The sequence below is a fragment of the Rhodobacteraceae bacterium D3-12 genome, assembly GCA_025916135.1.
In the GTDB taxonomy this organism is placed as follows: Bacteria; Pseudomonadota; Alphaproteobacteria; order Rhodobacterales; family Rhodobacteraceae; genus JAKGBX01.
The window spans coordinates 4173120-4196875 of record CP104793.1 but is presented as its reverse complement, the minus strand read 5'-3'; the positions used below and the strand labels follow the sequence as shown (position 1 = coordinate 4196875).

Genomic DNA, 23756 nt, shown 5'->3' with positions numbered 1-23756 from the left:
TTAACGGGTCACTTCCCGATGCAGAAACTGGCGAAGATCTCGTCAAGAATGTTCTCAACATCTACACGACCCACCAGCGCGTCAAGCGCGCGGACGGCGCTTCGCAGTTCTTCTGCTGCGATATCGGTGTGTTCGGGGCCGAGGTCAAGCATCTGATCGGCGCGGTGGAGCGCGGATACGGCGTGCTCCATCGAAAGCTTGTGGCGTTCGCGCGTAGCGATACCGATGTTGGCGACACGGGTTTCGAGGCGCTTGCGAAGAGATTCAACAAGTTCTGCAACGCCTTGGCCGGTTTTACCAGAGATCGCGCCGGGCTGATGCCCGGTCAGGTCGCCCTTGGCCTGCAATATAATGTCGTCAGCGCGCGGGGTGAGGTCAGCCAGTGTGTCGCCATCGACAAGAAAGACCCGCAGGTCGGCGAGGACAGCACGCTCGCGGGCGCGGGCGATGCCGATGCTTTCAACGTGATCTTCGGTTTCGCGCAGACCGGCGGTGTCGAGCAGGGTGACAGGGATGCCACCAAGGTCCATGCGGACTTCGATCACGTCGCGCGTGGTGCCGGCATATTCGGATGTGATGGCGGCTTCGCGCCCGGCGAGGGCGTTCAGAAGGGTAGATTTGCCAACATTGGGCGCGCCAAGAATGGCGACTTCAAAGCCGCTACGGACGCGTTCCGCAGCGGAAACACCGGCAATTTCACTTGTGAGGCTTTGACGGGTGGTGTCGAGGAGCGTTTTGACTTCGGGTGTGACGTCAACGGGGACGTCCTCATCGGCGAAGTCGATGGTGGCTTCGAGGAGGGCGGCCGCGCGGATAAGGTCGCGGCGCCACGCTTCGGCGCGATTGCCAAGATCGCCGGATAGGACGCGGAGCGCCTGACGGCGTTGCGCTTCGGTTTCGGCGTCGATGAGATCGGCGAGGCCTTCGACCTGGGCAAGGTCGAGACGGCCATTTTCGAGGGCACGACGAGTGAATTCACCAGCTTCGGCGGGGCGAAGATCGTTGATCTGGCCCAGCTCGCGCAGAACGGCGGCGACGACGGCGGTGGAGCCGTGCAGGTGCAGTTCGACGACGGGTTCGCCAGTGAAGCTGGCTTTGCCCTCGAAAGCGAGCACGAGGGCTTCGTCAAGGCGGACGCCAGCGCGATCAGTTAGAAGACGCAAGCCAGCCTTGCGCGGATCGGGAAGTGATCCGCACAACACTTTGGCCGCGTCCCACGCCAGAGGCCCGGAAATACGGATGACCGCCACCCCCGCCTTGCCATGCGCGGTGGCCAGGGCAAAAATCGTTTCCATTTCGCATAACCCGTTGAATTACAACAGATTTTATCCGTTCATCGATTCAAAGAACTCGGAATTCGACTTGGTCTGCTTGAGCTTACCCAGCAGGAATTCGATCGCGTCGGTGGTGCCCATCGGGTTGAGAATCCGGCGCAAGACGAAGGTCTTTTGAAGATTGCGCGCATCGACGAGCAGGTCCTCTTTCCGGGTTCCGGATTTGAGGATGTCGATCGCCGGGTAGACGCGCTTGTCCGAAATCTTGCGATCAAGCACGATTTCCGAGTTACCGGTGCCTTTAAATTCTTCGAAGATCACCTCGTCCATGCGGCTGCCGGTGTCGATCAGCGCGGTGGCGATGATGGTGAGCGAGCCGCCTTCTTCGATGTTCCGCGCGGCGCCAAAGAAGCGCTTGGGGCGTTGCAGGGCGTTGGCGTCAACACCGCCGGTCAGAACCTTGCCCGAGGAGGGCACGGTGGTGTTGAAGGCGCGGCCCAAGCGGGTGATGGAATCGAGCAGGATCACCACGTCGCGTTTGTGTTCAACAAGGCGCTTGGCCTTTTCGATGACCATTTCGGACACGGCCACGTGGCGCGTTGCGGGTTCGTCAAAGGTGGAGGAAATCACCTCGCCTTTCACGGACCGCTGCATGTCTGTCACCTCTTCAGGACGCTCGTCGATCAGCAATACGATCAGGTAGCACTCAGGGTGGTTGGTTTCGATCGAATGGGCGATGTTTTGCAGCAGAACGGTTTTACCGGTCCGCGGCGGCGCCACGATGAGCGACCGCTGGCCTTTGCCGATGGGCGCGACGAGGTCGATGATGCGGGCGGATTTATCCTTGATCGTCGGGTCTTCGACTTCGAGGTTGAAACGCTCATCCGGGTAAAGCGGCGTGAGGTTGTCAAAGGCGATCTTGTGGCGTGCCTTCTCAGGGTCCTCGAAGTTGATCTGGGTGACATCGGTCAGGGCGAAGTAACGCTCGGCCTCGAGCGGCTGTACCAGCTTGCCGTCGACCGTGTCACCGGTACGGAGAGAGAATTTGCGGATCATCTCGGGCGAGACATAAATGTCATCGGGGCCAGAGAGGTAGTTGGCTTCGGGAGAGCGCAGGAAGCCGAAGCCGTCCTGAAGCACTTCGAGCACGCCATCGCCGAAAATGTCCCAGCCTTCTTCGGCGCGTTCTTTGAGGATCGAGAACATGATCTCGCCCTTGCGCATGGTGGAGGCGTTTTCGATCTCAAGCTCTTCGGCGAGATCGACAAGTTCTTTGGGGCTGCGCGCTTTTAGCTCGGCAAGGGAAATGCGTTCTTCTTCTGTCATGGAAAATATCCTTGATCGGCTGACAGCAATGTCAGTGGCGGATCGGTAAGTGGTATGAAAAACCGTGTCGCCCGGACGGGCTTGGTTGATACGCTAGATACGTATGCTCGGTGTTTGAGTCAATGCTTGCTGTTCTTAGCATGCATGTCTGTGCAATCCGAACGGAACGCCGGCGGTCTATCTTAATAAAAGAAAGAAAAGAAAAAAGGATGATGATTAGGTAGGGAGCACCTGTTTCTGTGGATTATTGGGTTATTCGCGGATTATCCACATTTTGGAGCAGCTGTGTGGAACCTTGGGGATGAAAGCGGGGAAAGGCGAATTTGCCCCGAGAAACCCGTGGTTTTTGGCAGAGCAATGCAGGTGGAAAACAGCAAAGTTCACCCGCCACAATCAAGTTGCGCACATGAGGGAGTTATCCCTATCCAAACTGGTAAAACCCAAGAGCGATTTCCGTGAAACCGGTGAGCAATCAACAAGGGTTCCGAAGTTCGCCGAATTGTCCCATAACATCCCTTAAGATCAGGTTAACAAACCCACCAGGTTATCCACATGGCTCGACCCATCATTCTCGCCTCTACCTCGGCTATTCGGCGCGAATTGCTCTCTAATGCCGGGGTGGTGTTTGAGGCTGATTCGCCGCGATTGGACGAAGATAGCATCAAGGCGGCTCTTATTGCCGAGGGCGCAAGCCCGCGCGACGTGGCGGATGCGCTGGCCGAGGGGAAGGCGATGAAGCTGAGCGGAAAGCGCCCGGAGGCATTGGTGATCGGGTCGGATCAGGTGTTGGATTTCAAGGGAGAGATCCTGTCAAAACCGGCAACGCCCGAAGAGGCGCGTGACCAGTTGCACAATCTGCGGGGAAAGCGGCATGCGCTGCTTTCGGCGGTTGTGGTGTGTCATGAGGCCAAGCCGATCTGGAGATTTGTCGGGCAGGCGCGGCTTTATATGCGGGATGTGTCGGACCGATATATTGATGGCTATCTGGACCGGAATTGGGACAGCATCCGCCATAGTGTCGGCGGATATAAGCTTGAAGAAGAGGGTGTGCGCCTGTTTTCGCGCATAGAAGGCGACTATTTCACAGTGCTTGGATTGCCCCTTGTTGAACTGTTGTCGTATCTCTCTTCCAGCGGAGATTTGGAAACATGACAGGCGAAAAGATACCATTGGCCGGGGTGATCGGGTCACCGATTGCGCATTCAAAGTCGCCCCAGCTGCATCATCACTGGCTTAGGGTGTATGGGCTGGCCGGTCACTATATCCCGATGGATGTGGCGACAGATGACCTTAAATCGGTTTTGCAGACCTTGCCCAAGATGGGGTTTGTCGGGGTGAACATCACGGTGCCGCATAAAGAGCGGGTTCTGGAGATGGCGGATTTGATCACCGACCGCGCGACATTGATCGGCGCGGCGAATACGTTGATTTTTCGCAAGGATGGCCGGGTTCATGCAGATAACACCGATGGCTATGGGTTTATCGAGAACCTTAAGCAGGGGGCGGCGAATTGGAACCCGAAGGCCGGGCCAGCAGCGGTTTTGGGCGCCGGTGGCGCGGCGCGGGCGGTGGTTGCATCGTTGATCGATAGCGGCGTGCCGGAGATTTTGATTTCCAACCGCACGCGCATTCGGGCCGAGAAGCTGGCGGATGATTTCGGCAAGCGGGTGCGCGTGGTGGAATGGGTCAAGGCCGGGAACATTATTGAAGAGGCGGCGCTGGTGGTGAACACCACGTCGCTGGGCATGTTGGGCAAGCCGGAGTTGCGCGTGCCGCTGGACGGGTTGCGGCGCGAGGCGGTGGTGACCGATCTGGTGTATAATCCGTTGCAAACGCGCATGTTGCGGGTAGCGGATGAGATGGGGTGCAAGACCGTGGACGGCTTGGGCATGTTGTTGCACCAAGCTGTTCCGGCATTTGAACGCTGGTTCGGAAAGCGCCCGGTGGTAGATGCGGCAACACGGGCGGCGGCGTTGAGATGAGTTTCCGGCTTGGTCTGACCGGCTCCATCGGGATGGGGAAGTCGAGCACCGCGAAGCTGTTTGCCGAGGCGGGCTGCGATGTGTGGGATGCGGATGCGGCGGTGCATCGGCTCTATGCCAAGGGCGGCGCGGCGGTGGCACCGATGAGTGCCGCCTTTCCCGATGCGATTGAGGACGGCGCGGTATCGCGGGAGGCGTTGAAGCGGATCATTGGCGAAGATGCGGGCGCGTTGAAGCGGATTGAGGCGATTGTGCATCCGTTGGTCGGGCAGGACCGGGCAGATTTTGCCCAAGGCGCGACATCTGACATTCTGGTTTTCGACATTCCGTTGTTGTTTGAAACCGGCGGAGAGGCACGGGTGAATGCGGTGGCGGTGGTGTCGATTGACGCCGAGGAGCAGCGCCGCAGGGTGTTGGAGCGCGGAACGATGACAGAAGCGCAGTTTGAAGCAATACTGGCCAAGCAGGTGCCGGACGCCGAAAAGCGCGCCAAGGCGGATTATGTGATCATAACCGACACGGTTGAGCATGCGCGGGCACAGGTGCAGGACGTGGTGGCCGATATTCGGGAGAAGTTGAATGCGTGAGATCGTTCTGGATACCGAAACGACCGGATTTGACCCAGAGAGCGGCGACCGGATTGTTGAAATCGGGGCTGTTGAGCTGATCGGGCATATGCCAACGGGTGAGACGTATCACCAGTATATCAACCCGCAGCGCGACATGCCGCAGGAAGCGTTCGAGGTTCACGGGCTGAGCGAAGAGTTCCTTCGAGATAAGCCGGTGTTTGCGGATATTGCGCAGGCATTTCAGGATTTCGTTGGTGATGACAAGCTGGTCATTCACAACGCCAGCTTTGACATGAAGTTTCTGAACGCTGAATTGAAATGGGCAAACAGGCAGCTTTTGCCGATGGAACAGGCGATTGATACGCTGGCGATGGCGCGGCGGAAGTTTCCGGGGGCGCAGGCGTCATTGGATGCGCTGTGTCGGCGGTTCGGGATTGATAACTCGGCACGAACGCTGCACGGCGCGTTGCTGGATAGCGAGATCTTGGCCGAGGTTTATCTTGAGCTGATCGGGGGGCGGCAGCCGGATTTCGGGTTGAACGCATCAGGCGGAGGCGGCTCGCAGGGGTCTTCGCGGGATGAAGTCTGGCGCCCCAAGCCCCGGCCAGACGCCTTGAAACCCCGGATCAAAGACGAAGAAGCCGCCGCCCATGCAGCCTTTGTAGAGGCGATGGGCGACGGCGCGCTTTGGAAAAAGTATCGCTAAGGCTTAGCTAACCGGGGCGTCGCCCTGAGCGGCTTGCTGTCTGGAGAGTTCCTGACGGTAGAGCGCCATGAAGTCGATGTTTTCGAGGTTCAGCGGTGCGAAGCCGCCATCGCGGGTCACATCCGAGACGATACGACGCAGGAACGGGAACAACAGGCGCGGGCATTCGATCAACAGGAACGGGTGCATCTGATCGTCGGGAACACCGGCGATAAAGAACAGGCCGACATAGTCGATTTCCATCAGGAAAATCTTGGTCTCGGCGTTGTTCTTGTCGCGGTTTTCGATGTTGAGTTTGATCGAAACTTCGAACTGATTGTCGCCTTCACGCTTGCGCGCATCGAGGTTCACCTGAACCTGAACGTCGGGGACGACTTCGCCGGCGACGCCCTTTTGGGCGATGATGTTTTCAAACGACAGGTCACGCACAAATTGGTTGACCACGTTCATCTGGATCTGGGGGGCTTCTGCGGCGGCGCCGTTGCCATTTTCGGCCATTTCAAAATCTCCGAGGATTAAATTACTGTTGTCCCTGACTTATCGAAACTCAGTGCTTTGTCCACCCCGAAGGCTTGTGTGTGGCCTTATTTGAGGGGTCGATTTCACGAAAATCGCCGTCAATCACGTCACCACCGTCTTGTGGTTGGCGTGTGGTGCGCGGATCGGGGCCGACCGAGAAACTGATCACGGTGATGCGCGACCGGGCCCAATTGAACACGGCACGGCGAATGCCGGGAACGAGCAGGGCAAAGCCGATAGCGTCAGTGAAGAACCCAGGGGTCAAAAGCAGCGTGCCGGAAAACAGGATCATCGCCCCATGAGCGAGCGGTTCGGCGGGGTTGTTCAGCTCGGAAAACGAGCGTTGAACATCGGTGAGCGCGGCGACCCCTTGGGAGCGGACGAGCCATGTGCCCAAAACCGCCGTCAGGACCACGATCAGCAGCGTATAGCCAAGGCCAATCGCGCCACCGACCTGAATGAACAGAGCGATTTCGATCATCGGAATGGCGATAAACGCCAGAAACAGCCACATCTTGGTAACTCCTTGAAGGTGATTGGCGCAATGGACTTGACCGCGCCTCGTATATACATAAGTGCAGGTCACGCCCGTTTCAAAGTGTTGGCCCGAAAGAGGACCCATATGAACTCGCCCATTATCTCGCTTCTTGTGCTGGCTGGTATCGCCATTTTCCTGATTCTGCGTTTGAAAAATGTGCTTGGGACCGCGATGGGTTCGAAGCGCCACCTGCACCGCGCCCGGAAGCGTCTTCAAAACCGCGCCGGGATTTCGAAGTGATCGACGGCGGACCGGACCACGACATTCTGGACCATGCCGAAGAGGGCAGCCCGACGGCGCTTGCGCTGGCGCAGATGAAGAGAGCCGAGCCGAGTTTTCATGTGGCCGAGTTTCTTCAGGGCGCGCGCGGTGCTTATGAGATGATCCTTATGGGGTTTGAAAATGGCGATCTTGCCGGGATCAAGGAGTTCTTGGCCGAGGATGTTTATGAAGCCTTTGCCGGTGTTGTCGAACATCGCGAGAAAGAGGGGCTTCAGATTGAGGCGGAATTCATCGGTGTGCGGGAATTGTCGCTGGTCAATGCCGCGTTCGACGAGGCAACACGCGCGGGCGAGGTTTCGGTCAAGTTTGTTGGTGAGCTGACCAGTGTTGTGCGCAACCGGGCCGGTGAAATTATCGAGGGCGAGGAAGGCAAGGTCAAACGTCAGAAAGATATCTGGACGTTTGAGCGCGTCATGGGGTCGAACGATCCCAACTGGCAGCTTGTCGCCACGGGCGAATGATCCGTGTGGTGCGGGCGCTTTTGCTGGCGGGCCTGATGATGGGCACGTCTGCGTCAGCGTCCGAAGTTGAATACAGCCTGTTGAGTTTTGACGAATTAAAAGGGTGGGAGGATGATGATCATTCTGCCGCCCTTGTCGTGTTTCGCGATACCTGTCGGGATATGGACGATCCTGACTGGCGCTCTCTCTGTGCGCTGGCGGCGGATCAAACCGACGCCAAGGCGTTTTTCGAGCTGTTCTTCCGCCCGGTGTTGATCGAGGACGGCAACGAGCCGCTGTTTACCGGATATTTCGAGCCGGAGCTTGAGGGGGATAAATACCCGTCGGCGCGGTTCAGGTTTCCGGTGTATCGGATGCCGCCCGAGGCCAAGCGCGCGGGCCGGTGGTTGAACCGGCGAGAGATCGAAACCGGCGAGATGATGCGCGGCCGTGGTTTGGAGATCGCTTGGGTCGATGACCCGGTCGAGCTGTTTTTCCTACAGGTGCAGGGATCAGGGCGGATCCGGATGCGGGACGGAACGCATGTGCGCGTCGGCTATGGCGGGTCAAACGGGCACAACTATCGCTCGGTCGGGGTCGAGTTGATCCGGCGGGGGATTTATCAGGCCCATCAGGTGAGCGCGGATGTGATCAAGAACTGGGTGCGGCGCAATCCGGTCGAAGGGCTGGAGCTTCTTCGGCATAACCCGTCCTATGTGTTCTTTCGCACGGTCAACAAGGTGCCTGCGCATAAGGGGCCGCTGGGGGCGATGAACCGGTCGATTACGGCGATGCGTTCAATCGCAGTGGATCGGCGGTATACGCCATTGGGCGCGCCGGTTTGGATTGAAAAGGGTGGCAAGGGGCCGCTGAACCGTTTGATGATCGCACAGGACACCGGATCGGCGATCAAGGGCGCACAGCGGGCTGATGTTTTCTTTGGCACCGGTGATGAAGCGGGTCGCGCGGCGGGGCGGTTGCGTGATCCGGGGCGCATGGTGGTTTTGATGCCGATCCAGCGGGCGTTTGCCATGTTGCCTGTGGATGTGGAATGACCCGGCGCAAGCTGTCTGAGGAAGAGATTGCCCTGTGGCGCAAGGTGTCGCAGACCGCAGAACGGTTGCATCCCGAAGGCAAGCCGCATGAAGCGCCGATCCCCAAGCCGAAACCAAAGCCAAGCAAGCGCCCGATAGCGCACCCGATGGCGCAGATGGGTGGGTTTGAAATGGGGCGCGCGCCATCAAAGCCCGGCGCGCATGATCTTGTTCCGCCGGTTTCCGAGCGGTTGGCCACTGCGCCGGTCAAGATGGATCGCAAGGCGCATGCCAAGTTGAAGCGTGGCAAGATGAAGCCGGAAGGCAAGCTGGACCTGCACGGAATGACGTTGGATCAGGCGCATCCGCGGTTATTGTCGTTCATCCTGCGGGCGCAGGCGGACGGCAAGCGGTTGGTTCTGGTGATCACCGGCAAGGGCAAGCACCGGGATGAGGGCGGGCCGATCCCTGTGCGCTATGGCGTTTTGCGCCATCAGGTGCCGCATTGGTTGTCGGTTCCGCCGCTGGCGCAAGCGGTGTTGCAGGTCGCCGAGGCGCATCTCAAGCATGGCGGTGGCGGGGCGTATTACGTTTATCTACGTCGCAACCGATAGGACCGCGCGCACCCGCGCGACGCCGATCATCATCATCACAGTGGCAAAGACGAAATAGCCCGAGATCAGCAAGAATTGCGTTTCGATGCCAAGGCCAAGGTCAATGCCCAGCCCGGTGATCCCCGGCCCGATGGCAGAGCCGAACACCATGACCGCCGCGACCATCGCCTTGACCGAGCCGATATGACCGGTGCCGTAGATCTCGGCCCAGAAGGCATTGGGCATGGTCGCCATTGTGCCGGATGTGAGGGCAAGGAACAGGAGCCCGATCATCATGCCCGCAACGCCATCGGCATAGGCGAAGAAGACAAAGCCGATGGCGATGGGGATCTGGATAAACGGGATCAGGCGCACGGGGCCGAAGCGGTCGATCAGGAAGCCAGCGATCAGCATGAACCCGGTGGTCATGATCGTATAGAGCGGAAATAGCGCGACGAGGGCGACATGCGACATGCCTTTGACCTCGGCGAGGTGGACCTGATGAAAGAAAAACGCCGTATTGAACGCGCCGGGCCCAAGGATTGCGGGGACCATGAACCAGAAGAGGAAATGCGCGAAGGCCTGATTGCGGGTCCAGTGGCGGCCCTCCATTCCGGTCGTGCTTTCCGAGGCCATGAAGGATTGCGGGGTGCGTTCCTGTCGCAGCAGCGCATAGAGCGCGGGCATGCCGAACAAGGCAACCAGGGCGGCAACGAGCCAGAGCGTGCGCCAATCATAGCTGACCATCAGGGCAACAAAAGTGATCGGCAGCAGGGCTTCGCCGATGGAAAACCCGAGCGTGGCGACAGAAAGCGCCCGCCCGCGCGTGGCGATGAACCAGCGCGACATGGCGACCATAGAGATATGGCTTGTCATGCCTTGGCCGGTGAAGCGGAGCGCGAAAATGACGAGGGGCAGCAGCCATGCCGCGTTGTTGCGGGCCATGAAAAGGCAAGCCAGCGACAAAAGAACAAGGATCGCCGCACCAAGCGCGCGCACGCGGAACCGGTCGGTCAGCCCCCCGGCCCAGACCATGACAATGGCCGACGCGGTGGTGCCGATGGTATAGATCCCGCCCCATTGGCCATGGCTTAACCCGAACTCACCCCGGATTTCACCGGCGAAGATCGAGATAAAGAAGGTCTGACCAAAGCTCGACATGAAAGTGAGCAGAACGCCGGCGGCGAGCCAGCGCAGATTGTCACGGATGAAGCGGAGCGTTCCCATGCGCCATGTGAACCGGAGATTGGCGGGAATGGGAAGGCGGAACTTGCCCTAGCGCCCAATCCAGCGACGATAGCGCAGGACCATTTCGGCTTCGCAGAGTTTGAAGACCATGAAGAAGAACAGGGAAACCACGCCGTAGGCGATGATTTGCAGCAGTTGGATCAGAGCGCCGCTTTGCAGGGCGAGCCAGCCGTTTTCGCCAATATAGCGGAAATTTTGCATGCTGAGGTGCAGGAGGTTGAACGAGGTATAGGCGACGATTACGATGCTGACCCCGGCCAGCGTGAAAATCACGAGGACGGGGTAGCGTGTGATGTCAAGAAAACGCCTCATGCTGTGCCATGCCAAGTTCAGTTGGCAGGGTTATAGCACATAGCGGCTGAGATCGGCAGACTTGGTAAGTTCGCCGAGGTTTTCATCAACAAAGGCGGCGTCGACGGTGATTGCATCGCCGCCACGGTCGGGCGCAGTGAAGGAGAGTTCTTCGAACACGCGCTCAAGCACGGTATAGAGCCGCCGCGCACCGATGTTTTCGACCGACTGGTTCACGTCCGCTGCGATTTTGGCCAGCGCGGCGATGCCTTCGTCGGTGAATTCGACGGTGACTTCTTCGGTTGCCATGAGGGCGGTGTATTGCCGGGTCAGGGCGTTGTCGGTTTCGGTCAGGATGCGCACGAAGTCGTCTTCGGTCAGGGCGCGGAGTTCGACGCGGATCGGCAGGCGGCCTTGGAGTTCGGGCAGGAGGTCGGACGGTTTGGCGATGTGGAATGCACCCGAAGCGATGAACAGGATATGGTCGGTTTTGACCGGGCCATATTTGGTCGACACGGTGGTGCCTTCGATCAGGGGCAGCAGGTCGCGCTGCACCCCTTCGCGGGAGACATCACCGCCGCGGGTTTCCTGACGGGCGGCGACCTTGTCGATTTCGTCAAGGAAAACGATGCCGTTCTGTTCGACCGCCTCAACAGCGGCCTTGTTGACGATTTCATCATCGAGCAGCTTGTCGGCTTCTTCGGAGATCAGCAACTCATAGCTTTGCGCCACGGTCAGCTTCTTGCGGGTGGTGCGCCCGCCGAAGGCTTTGCCGAAGATGTCGCCGATATTCATCATGCCCATCTGGCCGCCGCCGGGTTGGCCGGGAATGTCGAACATGCCGCCCATCGGGTTTGTGGTGTCTGCGACTTCAAGCTCGATCTCGGTCGCGTCAAGCTCGCCCGATTTCAGCTTTTTGCGGAACATTTCGAGGGTGCCTTCGCGGGCGTCTTCACCAGCGATGGCGCGCAACACGCGGTCTTCGGCGGCGCGGTGGGCCTTGGCTTTGACATCCTCGCGCATGTGCTCGCGGGTCATGGCGATGGCGGCATCAATCAGGTCGCGCACGATCTGTTCCACGTCACGCCCGACATAGCCGACCTCGGTAAACTTGGTGGCTTCGACCTTGATAAACGGCGCGCGGGCGAGTTTGGCCAGACGGCGCGAGATTTCTGTTTTGCCAACGCCGGTGGGGCCGATCATCAGGATGTTCTTTGGGTAAACCTCGTCGCGCAGATCATCGGAGAGCTGCTTGCGCCGCCAGCGGTTGCGCAGGGCGACGGCGACGGCGCGTTTGGCGTCGGCCTGTCCAATGATGAAACGGTCGAGTTCGGAGACGATTTCGCGGGGGGTGAGGTCGGTCATAAGAGGCCCTATCCCAGTGATGGCGGAAGTTTCGAAAGTGGAAGGAAGGGCATGGCCCGCAAAAGGACCGCGCGAATGCGATCCCAGAAGGCGCCGAGGATCAACAATGCAACGCCCAGAAGCAGGATGATCATGGCCCAGTTGTTATCGGTATAGATCGTGGTGGCCATGACGACGATATAGCCGATGGCCGTGATCAGAAACGAGCGGCGGTCAATCACGATGGCAACGAGCGCAAAAAGGCCGAGCGCGACAAGCAAAGTGAAGTGCGCGCCTGCGCTATCACGCGCGAGCAGGGATAGCGCGACGGTATTGACCAGCGCGGGCGCGGCGACGACATGCAGCCAGAAGCCGTTGGCGGCGCGGCGGGTGACGCGGTGCGGATCGCTCATGTCGAACAGCATGGCGACGATGAAGACGCCCAGCCCGAGTGCCAGCGTGATCCAGGCGAACGGCCCGTCGACAGAAAGCTGGAACAGGTCGTTGAAATCGCCCGGTGTGCCAGCGGAATTGGCAGCGATCAGGATCGCGGCGAGGAACAACCCGATGGCGATCATGGCAAGGGCGAAGGGCACGCGAAAGCGCCACCAATAGACAAGCACGGCCAGCGCCGAAAGCAAGACCGGGTAAGGCAGGCTGGAGTAGTCCTGTTGCGCGATCATGAAGGGTTGCGATTCACTGGCCGTCAAACCGACGAGCGCATTGATCGCGAAGAGGATCGACAGAGCGATTGCGGGGGCGATCATCCGGCGGCGGCGGATGAAGTATTCCGACAGGAGCCAGAGGACCACGGCGCCGATCCCGGCCATTGTCATGGTCTGAAGGCGGTAGTTTACGATCTCGGTCGCCATGGCGACGGCGTTTACGCTGACCCAGCCAGAGGCAAGGATCAGCAGGCCGATCACGATGAAAATCTCGTTGAAGCCTTTGAACAGCTCGAACGGTTCATCGCCGGGAGCGAGGTTTTCGCGCGCACCTGTGCGGGAATGGGCCAGCCCGGTGAGCGAAGCGGCTTGGGCTTCGGTCAGGATACCGGCCGAGACGGCGGCGCGAAGATCGTCGCGGTCGATCATTTAGAGATCGTCTCGACCGTGAGATTGCCGTTGGTATAGACGCAGATGTCAGCAGCGATGGCCATGGCCTTGCGTGCGATGGTTTCGGCGTCTTGGTCGCTGTCCATCATGCCGCGCGCGGCGGCGAGGGCAAAGTTGCCACCCGAGCCGATGGCGGTCACGTCATGTTCGGGCTCAAGCACATCACCCGCGCCGGTGATGACCAGAAGTTCGCTGCCGTCAGTCACGATCAGCATCGCCTCGAGCTTTTGCAGGTATTTGTCGGTGCGCCAGTCCTTGGCCAGCTCGACCGAGGCACGGGCCAATTGGCCGGGGGTCGCTTCGAGCTTGGCCTCGAGCCGTTCAAGGAGGGTGAAGGCGTCGGCGGTTGATCCGGCAAAGCCTGCGACAACGTCATAGCCACCGGGGCTGAGCTTGCGGACTTTGCGGGCGCTGCCTTTGATCACGGTCTGGCCGAGCGAGACCTGACCATCACCGGCGATCACCACCTGACCACCTTTTTTAACACCGATAATGGTGGTGCCATGCCAACCGGGAAACGCGTCTTTTGCCATCGGGGCCTCCATCTCTGTCGAGCCTATATGGCGATGCGGCGCGGCGGGGGCAAGGGTGGGGTTGTTCCCGCGCGGGCTGGGCCGTAGCGTGCGGCCCATGAAGACACCGAACGTGATGCATTTCTATCTTGAACCGGGCCTGAAAGAGAGCGCCGAGGCGGGGACGCATAATTTCCTGAACAAACTGGCCAATGTCGGGCGTGCAGCGGGGATGACGCTTAAGTTTTCCGGCAACAGCGCGGCGGAATTGGCGGCGTCGGATCCGACGCGGGAATTTGCCGTGGTTCATATGGAGCCCGCGCCGCATGGCCGGGCGGTGACGGTGCGGCGGGCGTATTACTATCCGTTTTGGTCGATCGAGTTGAGCGAGAAGCGCTGGGAATTCGACGTGGCGCTGGATGATTTCTATGCGGCAAGCGTGCCGGTCGAGGAAGCAAAGCAATTCGTGGCGCGTTGGCGGCGCAAGTGGTTTGACGGCTGGGAAGCGCAAGAGCGTGGCCATGTTTATGTGCCGCTGCAGGGCCGTTTGTTAGAGCGACGTTCGTTTCAGGAATGCGCACCGATTGAAATGATCCGGGACGTGTTGGAGTTTGAGCCCAAACGCCGGGTGATCGCTGCGTTGCACCCCAAGGAGAGCTATGGGGAGGCCGAAATCGCCGCGCTTGAGGCGCTTGGCGAAAAGCATCGTCGGTTGAGCGTGGAGGTCGGCGAGATCGAGCGGCTTTTGCCGGGGTGCAAATACATCGTGACGCAGAATTCCAGCGCGGGGTTTGCCGGGTATTTCTGGGGCAAGCCGCTGGTTTTGTTTGGCCGGATTGATTTTCACCACATCGCCGCGAAAGTATGGGAGAGCGAACCCGCAGCTGCGATAGGCATGGCGCCGGATCTTGCGCCGGATTACGACGCCTATCTTTATTGGTTTCTTCAGCTTAGGTCGATTAACGCAGGTCGCCCGGAAGCCGAAGAAAAGATCGCGGCGCGGTTGCGCGGGTTTGGCTGGCCCACGTAGCGCCGCCGCGAAATGAAAAAGCCCCGCCGCGATGGGCAGGGCTTGATCGGTTTGGCAGTTGGGCGTGGCTTAGATCGACTCTTCGATCCAGCTTTGCATTTGCGCTTTGGGGCGGGCGCCGGCGGTGTTGGACACCACTTCGCCGTTCTTGAAGATGAACAGAGCCGGGATACCGCGAACGCCAAGTTGCGCCGGGGAGTTCGGGTTTTCGTCAACGTTGACTTTAACGATTTTGACTTTGCCTTCCATTTCGCCGGAAAGCTCTTCCAGAACCGGGCCGATCATTTTGCAAGGGCCGCACCATTCGGCCCAGAAATCGACAACCACGGGGATGTCGGAATTTTTTACTTCGGCGTCGAAGGTATCGTCGGTGACAGCAACAGTTGCCATGTCATTCTCCTGAGAAGGGGGTTGCGGGCATTGCCGAGAACCTAGGTCCGCGATGGTGTCGGGTCAAGCATCTGGGTGTTGGTAAGCGCGCCAATCACCAGATCGTGTGGCAGGCGCATAAGCGTGGCATTTCGGGTCCAAAGCAGGGCGGTGGCAATGATTTTGCCGGGAAACACCTGTGTCAGAGCCGATTGATAAGCGCCCATTTGCCGCAGCAACCCGTCGGGGCAGGCGGCAGGTGTGGCCGGGACAACCGCGTTGGATTTAAAATCAACGGCGAGGATTTCTGTGTCAGAAATGATCAAACGGTCGATAATGCCGTGGATCTGACGCATGTTTAATTCCGGCAGGCTGGCGGCAACAGGCACTTCGGCCAGTGCATTGCCAGAGAATAGCGCGGCAAGGTCGGGATTGGTCAGCACCTTTTTCGCATCTTGAAGCAGGCTGGCGATGGTGGTGTCGTCGGCAGCATCGGGGCCGGAGCGCAAAAGAATTTGCGCTGTGGCGGGCCAGTTTTCCTGCGGGTGGTCCGGCAGGAATTCGAGCAGACGGTGGATTTGCCGACCATAGCGTTTGGCGGCGTCTTCGTCCTGTCCCGCCTCACCGGGGAGCGCCTTGGCGCCGCCGAGATCGGAGGGCGAGAGCGATTTGGCGCGTGGCTCCGGGATGGGGGCGATTTGATTGTGCCACGGGGGGAGCGCGGCTTTGGTGGTTGTCGAAGCCTCTTCCAAAAACGTCTCTAACCCGGCCCAATCACCATGTTCGAGGCGTAAACCGTTGCCTGCGGCAAAGAGTTTCGGCTCGGCGCCGCGGGCTGTCATGCCGGTTTGGATTTTGTAATACCAACTTTCAGGATCATCCATCGGGTCGCCGGTAGAGGCCACGATCAGCCATTTTTCCGCCCGCGTCATGGCGACATAGAGCAACCGGTCGCGCTCTTCCAGATTGCGCTGCTTGGCGTCGTCGATCAGTGCCGTCACTTGGGGCGGGGTATCATCGGCGCGGGGCTTCCAGATCAGCGGATCGCGGCCAAGCAATTGGGCGCGGATATCGTTTTTGCGCCTGCCGGTGTCGGGCAAAATCACGATGGGTGCTTCCAGACCTTTGGCGGCGTGAACGGTCATTACCCGGATTTGTCGCCCTGCCCCTTCCATCTGGCGCTTGATCTCGACCTCGTCAGTTTCGAGCCAGACCAGAAACCCGGTGAGCGAGGGCACGGTGCCGCGATCATAGGCCAGCGATTGCGCCAAAAGCGCGTCGATCCCGTCTTCGGCCTCTTGCCCGAGACGGCCAAGCAGGTTCAACCGGCCATTGTGCCGCGTCAAAATCCGCTCGATCAAATCATAGGGGCGCAGATAGTCGGTTTGCCGACGCAGATCATCGAGAATGTTAAGCGTTTCGGGGTGATCCAAGGCGGCATCGCGCAGCGCGGCCCAAAGGAAGCCTTTGCGGCCTTGGGCGAGGGTGAAAAGCTCTTGCTCGGACCAGCCGAACAGAGGAGATTTCAGCGCGGCGGCGAGGGAAAGGTCATCTTCGGGCGTGGCGAGAAATTTGAGCAGAGCGGTGATGTCGCGAACTGCCAGTTCGCCGCCGATACGAAGCCGGTCAGCGCCCGCGATGGGCAGGTTCTGGGCTTTGCATTCACGAATGATGGCGTGAAACAGCCGCGAGCGGCGCTGAACCAGAACAAGGAAGTCGCCGGCATGAATGAGACGCTTTGAAATGCCGGGATTGTTGCTCTGTTTCACCGGAATATGCTCGTTTCCGATGAGGGATTTGATTTCGGACGCGATTTGCTTTGCGAGCACATTGTCGGGGTCTTCTGGGCCGACGAGGTCAACCGGGTCGTTCCAGCCTTTGTCCTCTGGCGGGTCTGATTTCTCGACGGGGGGCCAGATGTCAATTCGGCCGGGAAGGGTGTCAAAAAACGCGCGGTGCTTTTGATCGGTCGTAAAGCCAGCAGCGGTGCGGCCTTCGAAAGTGGCATCAACAAGCGAGAGGATCGCGTGGGACGAGCGGAACGAATGTTCCAGCATCAGATTTTGCAGCGGTCGATCGGTCGTGGCGAGGCGGTCGCCAAATTCGGCGCGCATCCGGTCGAATTCACGCGGGTCAGCGCCCTGAAACGAATAGATCGACTGTTTCTTGTCACCGACAACAAAAATAGTGCGGGTGATGTCGGCGCGTGCACCCTGGCCGCTGGTGAATTCCCGTGCCAGTTGGTCAATCACGTTCCATTGCGCCGGTGACGTGTCTTGGGCTTCGTCAACGAGGATATGATCAATCCCGCCATCAAGCCGGTAGAGCACCCAGGCGGCGACATGATCATCGTTGAGCAGCAGACGGGCGCGGTTGATGAGGTCGTCAAAATCGAGCCAGCCACGAACAAGCTTTTCGGCCTCGTAATGGGTGAGGAAGGCGCGGGCGAAGCGGTGCAGAGCGATGGTTTGCCGTGCCGCGGCAAAGCCGAGACGTTGGGTGCGGGCGCTTTCGACGCGCTGCATCCAGTTTTCGAGTTCAGGCATGATCGCGGCAATGCCAGCCTGTGTTCCCTTGGTCGGAAATGAGCCTAACTTGGCTGAAAACGGCTCTTTCGCTCCTTTGCCATTTAGGAAAACCGATTCCAGCACTGGCAGCGACGCGAGGCCCAGCCCGGTGAGCGCAGAGAGTTTTGCGGCATTTTTTTGATCGGTCGATGAACCGGCCTTGAGCGCGGGGATCAAACTGTCGAGGATGTGCTGCTCACTACCAAGAAAAACGGCCGATTCAATCGTTGAGGCGGTGACGCCTTCGGGCAGATCAAAGAACGACAGAATCTCGGATTCGGGTTGCTCTGCTAGGAGGGACTCGGCGTGCTTGCAGATTTCTTGGGTCAGCGTGTCCATCGCATCATCGGCGCCGAGATAGCGGGCGATGTCCTGAACCAGCGGGCGTTCAGCGCCTAGGGCCATACGTTCGATCACGTCTTGACGCAGAAGCGTGGCAGAACGGTCGTCCATCTCAGTAAACCGCGGAGAAATCCCGGCTTCGAGGGGGAAACGGCGCAGGATTGAGGAACAAAACGCGTGGATCGTTTGAATTTTGAGACCGCCGGGGGTTTCGATCGCTCTGGCAAAGAGGCGTCGTGCCTGGGCAAGCTTGATAGGGTCGATTGCACCACTGATGCCAAGCTCGGCCAGTTCCTTGCGCAGGTCGGCATCGGGCAGCATCGCCCATTTGCCCAACCGCCGGAACAGGCGGTTCTGCATCTCTGATGCTGCGGCCTTGGTATAGGTCAGGCAGAGGATGTGCTGTGGGTTAACCTCGTCCAGCAAAAGGCGGGCAACGCGGTCAGTCAACACTTTGGTCTTGCCCGATCCGGCGTTCGCGGCGAGCCATGTGGATTGATCCGGCAAAGCGGCAGTGATCTGGGCGCGGGTGGCGTCATTCATTGCAGTCATGTCAGCACCTCTGGCACCGGATCTTGGGTGATGTCCCATTCGCCGTAGCGGGCGAGATGGTCATAATCGCCAGTGTCCTCGCTTTTGAACATTGCGCGGCGCGACAGGAAGCCTTGGTCTTTGCTCAGATAGCTTGCGATCAGGCTGCAAAATTCCGCCCAGACGCGCTCTGGGGGTTGCTTGTCGAGGGGCGCCGCGAATTGACCGGGTTTTGCGCCTAGGCCGACATAATAGGCGGCGGAGACATGCGTGGCCGGCACATTTTTGAACCCACCTTTTTCGGCGATAACAGTTTCTAACAAGAGCTGTTTGTCGAAATGCGTCTGCTCTTTCACCCCCGGAGGCGCGCCGGTTTTATAGTCATAAATCATCAGGCCCGAGTCGCCCTGATCAATCCGATCGGCCATGCAGGAGAGGGTAAAGCCCAGCTCTTTGATCTCGGCTGTGCCATAGATTTCATAGTCGAGCGGCGTGCCATTGGCCTGCCGCTTATGTTCATCAACGACGAAGCCCCCGGCGACGCGTTCGATCCGGGCGAGCCACATGAGACGCGCGGCGGGCCATGGCACCTTTTGTTCGAGCACGTCGCGGGCGATGGCGATAAGACGATCAGCGGTCAGGCTCTCTGGTGTGTCGGTGCTTTCGCGAACGAAAGCCTCCATCACGTCATGCAGCACGATCCCGCGGGTGAGGGCGTCGGGCGCACGCATCAGCGGATCGAGCGGTTTCAGGCGCAAGACGTGGCGGGCATAGATGGCATAGGGGTCGCGGATCAGGCGTTTGATCTGGGTGACGGAGAGTTTGCGCGGGCGCGTGTCGATGGGCGGGCGCGGGGCCGGTCGGTGGGCCGGTTCAACGGGTGTCGGCTCTTCGAGTGCGTTGGCAACGGCGAGCCAATGCGCGCCGCGTGATTTCATCGACGCAAGAACGGTGTCGCCGCCTTGGTTGGGCAGCCCGTCGAGCAGGTTGACCAACCGGTTGAGCCAGCGGGAGGGAACGTTTTCGGCTTCGTCAGATTTGAGCGACCGGGTGAGCATAACTTCGGGCGCGGCAATCGCTTGTTGGAAGTCATGCGCCGAGAGACCGATACGCCGTTCGGGCAGCAACAGGCCCGCATCGAAGCGCATTTTGCGGTTGAGCCAAGGGTCGGGCGACGGCGGTTCGGGCCAAGAGCCTTCGTTGAGGCCGGAAATGATGAGCAAGTCTGCGCCCTGAACACGCGCTTCGAGCGTGCCCCAGATCAGGATGTCGGGATGGGGCGTCAGAGTTTGGCGCACCTCACCACCGGCGAGAACGGCGTTGAGGAGATTGGAGTAGTCAAACGCCGACATGTCGCCACCGGCATCGGCAGCTTCCTTGAGCGCGGTGATGATCTTATTGGCTTCTTGGCCGTCTTCTTTTTCCCACAGGCGCGGGGTGGCATCCGGGTTGCCGCCGCGCACAACAAGGGCGAGCAAGTCGAGGTGATTTTGTAGTCGTTCGCCAAAGGGGGCATCACCGGGCGCTTCGCGGGCGCAGAAGGTTTCACAAAGCCATGTGACCCATTGCGGATCAACGGTCACCTTCTCACGGCTGGCCCAATCGTTGAAGGTTGTGGCATCTGGATAGGGCGGCCCGCTTGCGCGCAGGAAAAGCTCGAGATCGCGGGTAAAGCGCAGGTGATTGCCACGGTCATCGGCGCCATGGGTGAGCGGATGTTTGAGCAGGGTCAGCAGGCTTTCTGCTGTGAGCGGCCCTTCGAACAATGCGGCGACATGGCGGAGCAAGCGGCCGATGGGTGACAGAGGCAGAGGTTGTCCGGCGCTGTCATCGGGCAGGATGTTCCAGCGGTCGAGCGCGGCGGCGACTTGGCGTGTGAGGCTGCGGTCAGGGGTGATCAGCGCGGCGGTTTGGCCGTCTTGGGCGGCTTGGCGCAGACGCAAGGCGATAGAGAGTGCTTCGAGCCGCGCGGTGGGCGCCTCAACAAGGGTCATGTCGCGGGTTGCGGTCTCGAGCGATGGCAGGGCAGGCCCCTCGCGCATCCATTGGTCGGTTATTGGCGCCGGTCGCAGGGCAAGCGACACAAGCGCGTTGCGTTCGGGGCAGGGCGGGTCGATTTCCGCCCAATTGGAGATGTCACCCAACTGAAGCTGAAGCGCTTTCATCAAAGCGTAGAAGCGGAATTGCGGGTGATCTTCGGCCATGAGGGGATCATCAAGCGTGGGCCAGAGCGCGGCGGGCATGTCGAAATCAAATCCCGGCAGGACGAGCGCGCCTTGGGGCAGTTTTGCGACCGCTTGCATCAAAAGCTGTGTCGCCCCGCGAGACCCGGTAGACCCGGCGACGATGATCGGATGTTCGGGCGGGGTGTCGGCCCAGCGGTTGATGAGGTGTTCGATAACGTGACGTTGGCGGGCTTCGGCATCGGGGGCGGCGTGGGTCGCATCAAAATAGCTTTGAACGATGGCGAGGAAGGTTTGGGTGCGACCCCAGTGGCCTGATTGATCCTCAACATCGAGGCGGGCGATGTCTTCGGGGGTGACGCCCTCGCCCTGCATTTCAGCCATCAACCCGGCGAGGCTCTCTGCGAGGTCAAACAGCGCAGAGCGCGGCGCGAATTCGGGGGCGGCGTCGAGAAATTGCGCGACAAGCTGGAGCAGTTCAAGACGGCGCCGAAGGGGCGCGACCGGCGCAGGGATTTCGGCGAGCGCCACGTCATCGGCAAGATCGGTGACGAGGCGGATGCGCGGCAGCAACAGCGCAGGACCGTCATCGAACAAGGCGCGGATACGCCGCGCCATTCGGCGCGTATTGACGATCAACTCGACCTGAGCGAGGGCTTCGGGGGGCTGCCCATGATGCCGCGCGAGCAGACCCGAGACCAGCGCGCGGGGAAAGTCGACCCCGGAGCAAGGGCGAAGACGCGGGGTTTTGTGGACGGCTCAAACATCGGGGTGTTCCAATAGGTTTTCAGCCAGCCTTATGCCATCTGGGTTGCCGACATCACACCATTGACCGGGGTATTCGATACCGAACAGGCGGGCGTTTTGCGCCATGCTGTTCCACAGAACATTGAGCGAGAACGCCGGTTCTTGGATCGCGGGCAGCGCGTCGGTTTTAACGATCTGCACGCCTCCATAGACATGGCCGGGGCCGCGTGTGATTTGTCCGTCTGGGCCGAGCAGAAAATCGCCCTTGCCCTTGTGCCCTATTGCGTGGTCGCGGGGCACGAGGATCAACAGCGCGTCCATGAGCGTAGGGTTCCATGCCTCGCGCAGGATGGTCAGCGGGTTCGGGCCACGCCAAACGGCATCAGTGTTCATCGTGTAGACCGGACCGTCCCTGAGAAGCGGCAAGGCGTGGCGCAAGCCACCGCCGGTTTCGAGAATGTTTGGGGTTTCCTCGGAAAACATGACGTTGCGCGTGGCGAGATGCTGTTTGAGGGGGGCGGGTTTGTAGTGCAGGTTGACCACGGTGCGCGACAAATTCAGCGGCTCAACAAGGTCAAGCGCGTGGTCGATCAGCGGGCGTCCGGCGACCGGGATCATCGGCTTTGGCTGTTCGGCGGTCAAAGCGCCCATGCGGGTGCCAAAGCCAGCCGCAAAGAGCATTATGGCGTCGGGACTTGGCCGCATTTGTCTTTTAACCTGTTCAAGAGGGACGCATCAGGCGTGGGAAGAGCCGCCCGCACAATTGGCGCTACAGAAGTGAGCGCGGGGTGATCGAGGTCGCGTTGCAAAAGACCCCAGACGCGCGGGATAAGATCGACGTAGTGGGCCTTGGCATCGCGGAGACACAACCGGGCGAAGACGCCGATGATCCGAAGGTTTCGTTGAGCGCCAAGCAGGTGCAAGGCCCGTTCAAACGCACCGGCATCGACGCCGGATTTGGCAACGTAGCGATCAATCATCGCGCGTTCGGTCGCGGGTGGCACATCGCGGCGGGCGTCTTGCAAAAGCGAGACAAGATCATAGGCGGGGTGACCTGTCATGGCGTCTTGGAAATCGAGCAAACCAACACGGGCGGGGCCGGTGCGTTCAGGCAGCCAAAGCAGGTTTTCGGCGTGATAGTCGCGCTGAATGAGAACCGATTTATCGTTGGCGAATTGCTCTAGCTCAGACTGGAAGGTCCGGACAAACCGGTCGCGGGCGGTGGGATCGGGCGTGGTCGCCTGGCCGAGATACCAATCGAACGCCAACGCCGCCATGTCCGCCATAAGCGCAGGATCGTAAGCCTTGAGCGAAGGCGGAAGCGGCGCGTTGTGGAGGTTTAGCAAGACATCGGTTGCTGCCTGATAGAGGGGGGTTTCAAGCGCGGGGTTATTTTGGAGCACGCGGGCGAACAGCGCATCACCGAGATCTTCGAGCAGGAGAAACCCCAGCGCGGAATCCTTGGCGATGATGGTCGGGGCCGACAGGCCCAGAGCCGCGAGATGTTCGGCAATGTGCACGAAAGGGCGGGTGTCTTCGCCCCGATCCGGTGGCGCATCCATCAGGACCGCTGGCCCGAGGGTAGGATGGGAAAGCCGTTCATATCGGCGGTTCGACGCATCCCCGGCGAGCGGCGCGCGGGTGGCATCTGCCCATCCGTTCGATTTGAGAAAATCGTTGATGAGTGTCTGTCTGTCAGCCATCCAAGAGCCCCTTTAGCCGCGCGTCCCAACCCGCGTCTTGCCACGTCAGGGTGAGTTGCCGCTCACCTTCGGCAAGACCCAATGCAAAGGCCAGCGATAACGCACCCGGAGGCGCAAAATCGCCCAGACGGTCGGGCCATTCAACCAGACATATTGCAGTTTCGAAAGCGTCGACCAGCCCGAGTTCTATGACTTCATCGGGTTGGCTAAGACGATAGAGATCAGAGTGCCAGAGCTCTCCCGCGGGGGTGTCATAGACTTGCACCAGCGTGAATGTCGGCGAGGGGACATCCTCAGGCTGGGTCTGAAGTGACTGGATCAATGCGCGGGCAAAATGGGTTTTGCCAGCGCCTATCCCGCCAGACAGCAAAATCGTATCGCCGGGCGATAGGGTTGCACCCAAACGGGCCGCTAATTCAGCGGTTTGGTTAGGCGACGACAGGGAAAGGTGAAATGGCGATAGCGGCATGGGGCGAGATTACTCACACAGGCCGCCCCTGCAAGTCACATT

General features: G+C 59.9%; 21 protein-coding genes and 2 pseudogenes. 8 read left to right on the top strand and 15 right to left on the bottom strand.

Going from position 1 to position 23756, the window contains the following annotated elements; genetic code table 11:
• Window positions 1–8: 8 nt before the first annotated feature.
• Both mnmE and rho read right to left on the bottom strand, forming a co-directional pair.
• Window positions 9–1295 (bottom strand): tRNA uridine-5-carboxymethylaminomethyl(34) synthesis GTPase MnmE, encoded by a 1287-nt coding sequence (mnmE, locus tag N4R57_20585; GenBank protein UYV37314.1) that lies wholly within the window; start codon window positions 1293–1295, stop codon window positions 9–11.
• Window positions 1296–1325: 30 nt separating this feature from the next.
• A complete protein-coding gene (rho, locus tag N4R57_20580; GenBank protein UYV37313.1) occupies window positions 1326–2600 on the bottom strand; it encodes a transcription termination factor Rho in 1275 nt (424 codons plus the stop codon).
• Window positions 2601–3152: 552 nt separating this feature from the next.
• Between rho and N4R57_20575 the strand changes: the two genes are divergently transcribed.
• Genes N4R57_20575 through dnaQ form a run of 4 tightly spaced genes read left to right on the top strand, consistent with a single transcriptional unit; the run spans window position 3153 to window position 5857 of the window.
• Window positions 3153–3752 carry a Maf family protein gene (locus tag N4R57_20575; GenBank protein ID UYV37312.1) on the top strand — a complete coding sequence of 200 codons (600 nt, stop codon included), beginning with the start codon at window positions 3153–3155 and terminating at the stop codon, window positions 3750–3752.
• Entirely contained in the window at window positions 3749–4582 is an 834-nt protein-coding gene (locus tag N4R57_20570) for a shikimate dehydrogenase (protein ID UYV37311.1), read from the top strand. Before N4R57_20575 ends, N4R57_20570 begins: the two co-directional genes overlap by 4 nt.
• Window positions 4579–5169, top strand: coding sequence for a dephospho-CoA kinase (coaE, locus tag N4R57_20565; protein UYV37310.1), 591 nt, complete (start codon window positions 4579–4581; stop codon window positions 5167–5169). Before N4R57_20570 ends, coaE begins: the two co-directional genes overlap by 4 nt.
• Window positions 5162–5857, top strand: coding sequence for a DNA polymerase III subunit epsilon (dnaQ, locus tag N4R57_20560; protein UYV37309.1), 696 nt, complete (start codon window positions 5162–5164; stop codon window positions 5855–5857). Before coaE ends, dnaQ begins: the two co-directional genes overlap by 8 nt.
• Before the next feature lie 3 nt (window positions 5858–5860).
• Here the strand turns inward: dnaQ and secB are convergent, their stop codons facing one another.
• Both secB and N4R57_20550 read right to left on the bottom strand, forming a co-directional pair.
• On the bottom strand, window positions 5861–6355 hold the full coding sequence (gene secB / locus N4R57_20555; protein UYV37308.1) for a protein-export chaperone SecB: 495 nt from the start codon (window positions 6353–6355) through the stop codon (window positions 5861–5863).
• Window positions 6356–6404: 49 nt separating this feature from the next.
• The gene (locus tag N4R57_20550; GenBank protein ID UYV37307.1) at window positions 6405–6890 is read right to left on the bottom strand and encodes an FxsA family protein; all 486 of its coding nucleotides are present in this window, start codon (window positions 6888–6890) and stop codon (window positions 6405–6407) included.
• Between the two features lie 108 nt (window positions 6891–6998).
• On the opposite strand from N4R57_20550, the pseudogene N4R57_20545 reads away from it, so the two are divergent.
• The 3 genes and pseudogenes from N4R57_20545 to N4R57_20535 all read left to right on the top strand — a co-directional run bounded on the left by N4R57_20545 (window position 6999) and on the right by N4R57_20535 (window position 9284).
• A pseudogene (locus tag N4R57_20545) lies at window positions 6999–7657 on the top strand (Tim44/TimA family putative adaptor protein).
• Window positions 7654–8691, top strand: coding sequence for a murein transglycosylase A (locus N4R57_20540; protein UYV37306.1), 1038 nt, complete (start codon window positions 7654–7656; stop codon window positions 8689–8691). The pseudogene N4R57_20545 and the gene N4R57_20540 overlap by 4 nt, the downstream one beginning before the upstream one ends.
• Window positions 8688–9284: a Smr/MutS family protein gene (locus tag N4R57_20535; protein UYV37305.1), complete on the top strand. Its 597-nt coding sequence runs from the start codon at window positions 8688–8690 to the stop codon at window positions 9282–9284. The genes N4R57_20540 and N4R57_20535 overlap by 4 nt, the downstream gene beginning before the upstream one ends.
• Here N4R57_20535 and N4R57_20530 read toward each other — a convergent pair.
• From N4R57_20530 to hslV, 5 genes are read right to left on the bottom strand one after another with little or no spacing between them, the layout of a single operon-like run.
• Entirely contained in the window at window positions 9267–10490 is a 1224-nt protein-coding gene (locus N4R57_20530; GenBank protein ID UYV37304.1) for an MFS transporter, read from the bottom strand. The genes N4R57_20535 and N4R57_20530 overlap by 18 nt on opposite strands.
• 48 nt (window positions 10491–10538) lie before the next feature.
• Window positions 10539–10823, bottom strand: coding sequence for a hypothetical protein (locus tag N4R57_20525; protein ID UYV37303.1), 285 nt, complete (start codon window positions 10821–10823; stop codon window positions 10539–10541).
• A gap of 30 nt (window positions 10824–10853) precedes the next feature.
• Complete coding sequence (gene hslU, locus N4R57_20520; protein UYV37302.1) at window positions 10854–12167, bottom strand: ATP-dependent protease ATPase subunit HslU; 1314 nt, start codon at window positions 12165–12167, stop codon at window positions 10854–10856.
• Window positions 12168–12175: 8 nt separating this feature from the next.
• On the bottom strand, window positions 12176–13240 hold the full coding sequence (locus N4R57_20515; protein UYV37301.1) for a hypothetical protein: 1065 nt from the start codon (window positions 13238–13240) through the stop codon (window positions 12176–12178).
• The gene (gene hslV / locus N4R57_20510; GenBank protein UYV37300.1) at window positions 13237–13794 is read right to left on the bottom strand and encodes an ATP-dependent protease subunit HslV; all 558 of its coding nucleotides are present in this window, start codon (window positions 13792–13794) and stop codon (window positions 13237–13239) included. The genes N4R57_20515 and hslV overlap by 4 nt, the downstream gene beginning before the upstream one ends.
• Window positions 13795–13891: 97 nt before the next feature.
• On the opposite strand from hslV, the gene N4R57_20505 reads away from it, so the two are divergent.
• The gene (locus N4R57_20505) at window positions 13892–14803 is read left to right on the top strand and encodes a capsular biosynthesis protein (protein ID UYV37299.1); all 912 of its coding nucleotides are present in this window, start codon (window positions 13892–13894) and stop codon (window positions 14801–14803) included.
• Between the two features lie 69 nt (window positions 14804–14872).
• Here the strand turns inward: N4R57_20505 and trxA are convergent, their stop codons facing one another.
• From trxA to tsaE, 6 genes and pseudogenes are all read right to left on the bottom strand, one after another.
• Window positions 14873–15193 carry a thioredoxin gene (gene trxA, locus N4R57_20500; protein UYV37298.1) on the bottom strand — a complete coding sequence of 107 codons (321 nt, stop codon included), beginning with the start codon at window positions 15191–15193 and terminating at the stop codon, window positions 14873–14875.
• 41 nt (window positions 15194–15234) lie between these two features.
• A complete protein-coding gene (gene addA, locus N4R57_20495; GenBank protein UYV37297.1) occupies window positions 15235–18633 on the bottom strand; it encodes a double-strand break repair helicase AddA in 3399 nt (1132 codons plus the stop codon).
• Window positions 18630–21562 (bottom strand): annotated as a pseudogene (gene addB / locus N4R57_20490) (double-strand break repair protein AddB). Before addB ends, addA begins: the two are co-directional and overlap by 4 nt.
• Window positions 21555–22247, bottom strand: a complete 693-nt coding sequence (locus N4R57_20485; GenBank protein ID UYV37296.1) for a nucleotidyltransferase family protein — start codon at window positions 22245–22247, stop codon at window positions 21555–21557. The pseudogene addB and the gene N4R57_20485 overlap by 8 nt, the downstream one beginning before the upstream one ends.
• Window positions 22223–23245, bottom strand: coding sequence for a phosphotransferase (locus N4R57_20480; protein ID UYV37295.1), 1023 nt, complete (start codon window positions 23243–23245; stop codon window positions 22223–22225). The genes N4R57_20485 and N4R57_20480 overlap by 25 nt, the downstream gene beginning before the upstream one ends.
• Window positions 23238–23714, bottom strand: coding sequence for a tRNA (adenosine(37)-N6)-threonylcarbamoyltransferase complex ATPase subunit type 1 TsaE (gene tsaE, locus N4R57_20475; protein ID UYV37294.1), 477 nt, complete (start codon window positions 23712–23714; stop codon window positions 23238–23240). The genes N4R57_20480 and tsaE overlap by 8 nt, the downstream gene beginning before the upstream one ends.
• Window positions 23715–23756 lie beyond the last annotated feature (42 nt).